4 protein-coding genes and 1 pseudogene are annotated in these 4,644 nt (G+C 74.5%); 3 read left to right on the top strand and 2 right to left on the bottom strand.

Features of this window, described 5'->3' with window-relative positions:
• Positions 1-1,040 (bottom strand): DUF58 domain-containing protein (locus E1291_RS39430; protein WP_131743116.1); only part of this gene is annotated, 1,040 nt, incomplete at its 3' end.
• 4 nt (positions 1,041-1,044) lie between these two features.
• Entirely contained in the window at positions 1,045-2,061 is a 1,017-nt protein-coding gene (locus E1291_RS39425) for an AAA family ATPase (protein ID WP_131743117.1), read from the bottom strand.
• A 530-nt stretch (positions 2,062-2,591) separates the two neighbouring features.
• On the opposite strand from E1291_RS39425, the gene mraZ reads away from it, so the two are divergent.
• The 3 genes and pseudogenes from mraZ to E1291_RS39410 all read left to right on the top strand — a co-directional run.
• Positions 2,592-3,023 (top strand): division/cell wall cluster transcriptional repressor MraZ, encoded by a 432-nt coding sequence (gene mraZ / locus E1291_RS39420; protein WP_131743115.1) that lies wholly within the window; start codon positions 2,592-2,594, stop codon positions 3,021-3,023.
• Positions 3,024-3,275: 252 nt separating this feature from the next.
• Entirely contained in the window at positions 3,276-4,283 is a 1,008-nt protein-coding gene (gene rsmH / locus E1291_RS39415) for a 16S rRNA (cytosine(1402)-N(4))-methyltransferase RsmH (protein ID WP_131743114.1), read from the top strand.
• Positions 4,280-4,644, top strand: a pseudogene (locus tag E1291_RS39410) (hypothetical protein); the annotation flags it as partial. The gene rsmH and the pseudogene E1291_RS39410, both read left to right, overlap by 4 nt.

Raw genomic sequence — 4,644 nt, 5'->3', positions numbered from 1 at the left:
GTCTCGGTGAGGGCGCCGAACACCGCGACGACCAGCCCGTCGCCGTCCCGGCCTCCCGGCGTGCCGCGCAGCGCCGCCAGCCCCGGGGTCAGCGCGGACCCGTCCGACCGGCGGGCCACCGCCAGCGCGTCGAGCAGCGGCCCCTCGAACGCCCCCTCCGCCGCCGAGCCGGAGCGCAGCGCCTCACCGGCGTCGGTGACGTAGCGCAGGCTCATCCCCATCCGGGCGAGATGCACCCCGATGGACGCGGTGACCGACACCGCCTGCTCGAACGAGGCGCCGGGGCCGTCGCCCCAGTGGGCGGTGCGGCGGGCGTCCAGGAACAGCGTGCCGCTGCTCTGCCAGTGCTGCTCCTCCCGCCGCACCATCAGCTCGCCGCGCCGCGCGGTGGACCGCCAGTGGACGCGGCGCAGGTCGTCGCCGTGCCGGTACTCGCGCGGGGCGATGTCGTCCTCGCCCGCCGCCGCGACCGCGCGGGCCACGCTGTCGCCGCCGCCCGTCCACGCGCCGGCGAGCCGCCCGGCGGGCAGGGGGACGATCGTCGGGGTCACCGTCAGCCGGTCGGACAGGCTGAACGAGCGCACCAGCTCCACCATGCCGAACGGGTCGGCCAGCCGGACCGTCAGGGGACCCACCCGGTAGCGGCCCCGCACGTCCGAGCGGATCCGGTACCCGAGCTCCCGGGAGCCGTGCGGCTCGATCCTGTCGAGGACGAACCTGGCCCGCCCGCCGAGGGTGTAGGGCACCTGGTCCTCCACCATCAGCAGCCCGCTCGGCAGCCGCGACACGTTCTCCATCCGCAGATCGACGCGGGACTCGTGGCCCACCTGCAGCCGCGGGGGGTCCAGCCGGCGGGCGCACGCCAGCCGGTAGCGGGTGCGCGAGACCGCCAGCGTGGACAGCAGCGGGAGCACCAGCACGAGCACCCCGGCCCGCAGCAGGTCCCGCTCGCCCAGCACGAAGGCACAGATGATCGCGGTCGCCCCGGCGGCGACGAAGGACCGCCCGCGCGTGGTCAGACCGGCCAGCGCTCGTCTCAACAGGTCACTTCCCGGGGGCGGGGACCGGCAGCCGGCGCACGATGTCCTGCACGACCTGCTCGGGCCGGCGCCGCTCCACCTGCGCCTCGGCGGTCGGCAGCAGCCGGTGCGCGAGCACCGGGACCGCGAGGTCCTGGACGTCGTCGGGGACGACGTAGTCGCGGTCGTCCAGCGCCGCGTACGCCCGCGCCGCCCGCACCAGGTGCAGGGTGGCCCGCGGCGAGGCGCCCAGGCGCAGCTCGGGGTGGACGCGGGTGGCGGCGACCAGGTCGATGGCGTACTGCTTGACCGACTGCGCGACGTGCTGGTGCCGCACGACGTCGATGAGGTCGCGGACGTCGGCGGCGTGCGCCACCGGCGTCAGCCGGTCCAGCGGGGACGCCTGCCCGTGCACCTCCAGCATCTCCAGCTCGGCGGCCGCGTCGGGGTAGCCCATCGAGATGCGGGCGGTGAACCGGTCGCGCTGCGCCTCGGGCAGCGGGTAGGTCCCCTCCATCTCGACGGGGTTCTGCGTGGAGATCACCATGAAGGGGCGCTCCAGCGCGTAGGTGGTGCCGTCGACGGTGACCTGGCGCTCCTCCATGCACTCCAGCAGCGCCGACTGGGTCTTCGGGGACGCCCGGTTGATCTCGTCCCCGACCACGATGTTGGCGAACACCGGCCCGGCCTTGAACTCGAACTCGCGCAGCTCCTGGTTGTAGGCGCTCACCCCGGTGATGTCGCTGGGCAGCAGGTCGGGCGTGAACTGCACCCGCCGCACCGAGCAGTCCACCGAGCGCGCGAGCGCCTTGGCGAGCATGGTCTTGCCGACGCCGGGCACGTCCTCGATCAGCAGGTGCCCCTCGGCCAGCAGCACGGTCAGCGCGAGCCGCACCACCCCGGGTTTGCCCTCGATCACCGACTCCACCGCGTCCCGGATCTTGTTGGCGACCTGCGCGAGGCCGTCGAGCCCGCGGCCCGTCCCCGGGCGGCCCGTCCCCGCGGGCCGGGCGGAGCGCGATGACGGGGGGTCGGTCTCCATGAACGACTCGCCGTGCGTGCCTACTGCCACCAAACCCTCCTCAGCCGTCCGGCCGCGTGGTGTGCTCGAAGGCCCCTGGAGGGGCCCGCCTCCGGACCGGAGGCCCGCCTCCCGCGAGCCGGTGCGGCGCTTCTGCGCCCGTCCAACCGACAGTACGTCGTCGGGAGGTCCGCCGCGATGTTCATGTGGAACGGGAGCCCATTGTGCTGCACCGCGCTCGCCTCCACGGCCAGGAGGGCTTCACCACTTCGCTCCACGGCGGTGATTCCGGGTCCGCCGATGTCCGTTCCGGGAATGTTGCGGCGCCGTTTCGCGGGCGTTCTGAACCGTTCTGCCGGAACCGGGGGCGAGCGCGGCGCGCGGCGGGGGCCCCGCCGCGCCCCACTCCGCACCACCCCCTCTGACCTGGGACTTCCTAGACGATCTAGGCGCGTGACACGGGTTTTCCTTGTTGACGGTGGGGAAGAGTGGAGTAGAGTGGGGCGCCGTGGGGAGAAGGAGCGCCTCATGCGGCGCGGGAGGTGGGGCCGGTGTTCCTCGGCACCCATTCACCGCGTCTCGACGACAAGGGACGACTGTTCCTGCCGGCGAAGTACCGCGAGGAGCTGTCGGGGGGACTGGTGATCACGAAGGGCCAGGAACGCTGCCTGTACGTCTTCCCCATGGCGGAGTTCCAGCGGATCACCGAGGCCCTGCGCGCCGCGCCGGTCACCGAGAAGGCGGTCCGCGCGTACGGCCGGGTCTTCTTCGCCAGCGCTTCCGACGAGGTTCCCGACAAACAGGGCCGCGTCACCATTCCGCCGCCGCTGCGCACGTACGCGGGGCTCACCCGCGACTGCACGGTCATCGGCGCCAACACGCGTCTGGAGATCTGGGACGCGCGGGCCTGGGAGTCCTACCTCGAGCAGGAGGAACAGGCGTTCGCCGACGTCTCGGAGGAGGTGTTGCCAGGGATCCTCTGAGAAACGACTCGTCGGTCCGTTGACCGGCCATGGCCCACGTTCGGCCAGGTCTCCAGCCGCTCTCCGAGCCAGCTGGCGCAGCTTCCCCGGTGCCAGACGGCGACCCCCCGCGGACAACGCGGTGATCTTCCTCTAGGGCAGCGGATGGGGACCTGGCCGGGCGAGGCCGCCGCCGGGGGCGCGGACACGGTCCGGTCCGACGATGCCACGAAGTCCGCGAGCGAGGTGGCAGCAGCACCAGGGGGTGGAACCATGGACGTGGGGAACCACGCGGCCGAGGCCGGTCACGTACCGGTCATGCTCGGTCGCGTCCTGGAACTTCTCACCCCCGCCGTGGAGTCCGCCGCGCGGGCCGCCGCCGCGGCGCCCGCCGCCGGCCGGGAGCCGGTCTACCTCGACGCCACCCTCGGGATGGGCGGCCACGCCGAGGCGATGCTGCGGGCGCACCCGCGGCTCCGCCTCGTCGGCCTCGACCGCGACACCACCGCGCTGGAGCGCTCCGCGCGGCGCCTCGCCCCCTTCGGCGACCGGGTGACCCTGGAGCACGCCGTCTACGACGAGATCCCCGCCGTGCTGGACCGGCTCGGCCTCCCCGCCGTGGACGCGGCCCTGTTCGACCTCGGCGTGTCCTCCCCGCAGCTCGACGAGGCCGACCGCGGCTTCGCCTACTCCTACGACGCCCCCCTCGACATGCGGATGGACCGCACCCAGGACCTGACCGCGGCCGAGGTGGTCAACGGCTATCCCGCCGCGGAGCTGGCCCGGATCCTGCGCGAGTACGGCGAGGAGCGCTTCGCCCAGCGGATCGCCGCCGCGATCGTCCGCGAGCGAGAGCGCGCCCCGCTCGACTCGACCCGGCGGCTCGCCGACCTGGTCCGCACGTCCATCCCGGCCGCGACCCGCCGCACCGGCGGCAACCCGGCCAAGCGGACGTTCCAGGCGCTGCGCATCGAGGTGAACGGCGAGCTCGACATCTGGCGGCGGGCGCTGCCCGCCGCCCTGGCCGCGCTCCCGGTCGGCGGACGGGTCGTCGTCCTCAGCTACCACTCCCTCGAGGACCGCATCACCAAACAGGTCCTCGCCGCCCAGGCGGCCGACACCACCCCACCGGACCTGCCCGTCCCCCTTCCCGAGCACCAGCCGAGGTTCCGGCTGCTGACACGCGGGGCGGAGCTGCCGTCCGGCGAGGAGACCACGACCAACCCGCGGGCCGGATCGGTGCGGATGCGCGCCGCGGAACGGATCCGGGAGGCGACATGAGCACGACGACCAGACGACCGGCGGGTTCCGCGCCGCAGCCCAGGGCCCGCACGGGCCGCGGGCGGCCGCGTCGCGGCTCCGGCGAGGACGCGCCCGCCGGCCCCTCCCGCCAGGAGACGGCCGGGGGAGCCCAGGGGAACGCCCCGGTCACCGAGACCGCGCCGGCGAAGAAGCCGGGCAAGGGCCCCGCGAAGGGCGCGGCGAAGGGCACCGGAGCCACGGCGGCTCCCGCCAAGGCCGCGCCCGCGAAGCCCGCCGGGAAGGCGCCCACTCGGAAGGCGGACCCGGCGAAGGGCGCCACCGCGAAGGGAGCCACCGCGAAGGCGCGGCCGGAGGCGAAGCCGCGGACCGCGACCGCGGG

The organism is Actinomadura roseirufa (genome assembly GCF_900659635.1).
Lineage (GTDB): Bacteria > Actinomycetota > Actinomycetes > Streptosporangiales > Streptosporangiaceae > Spirillospora > Spirillospora roseirufa.
This window is presented reverse-complemented; position numbering and strand designations above follow the sequence as displayed.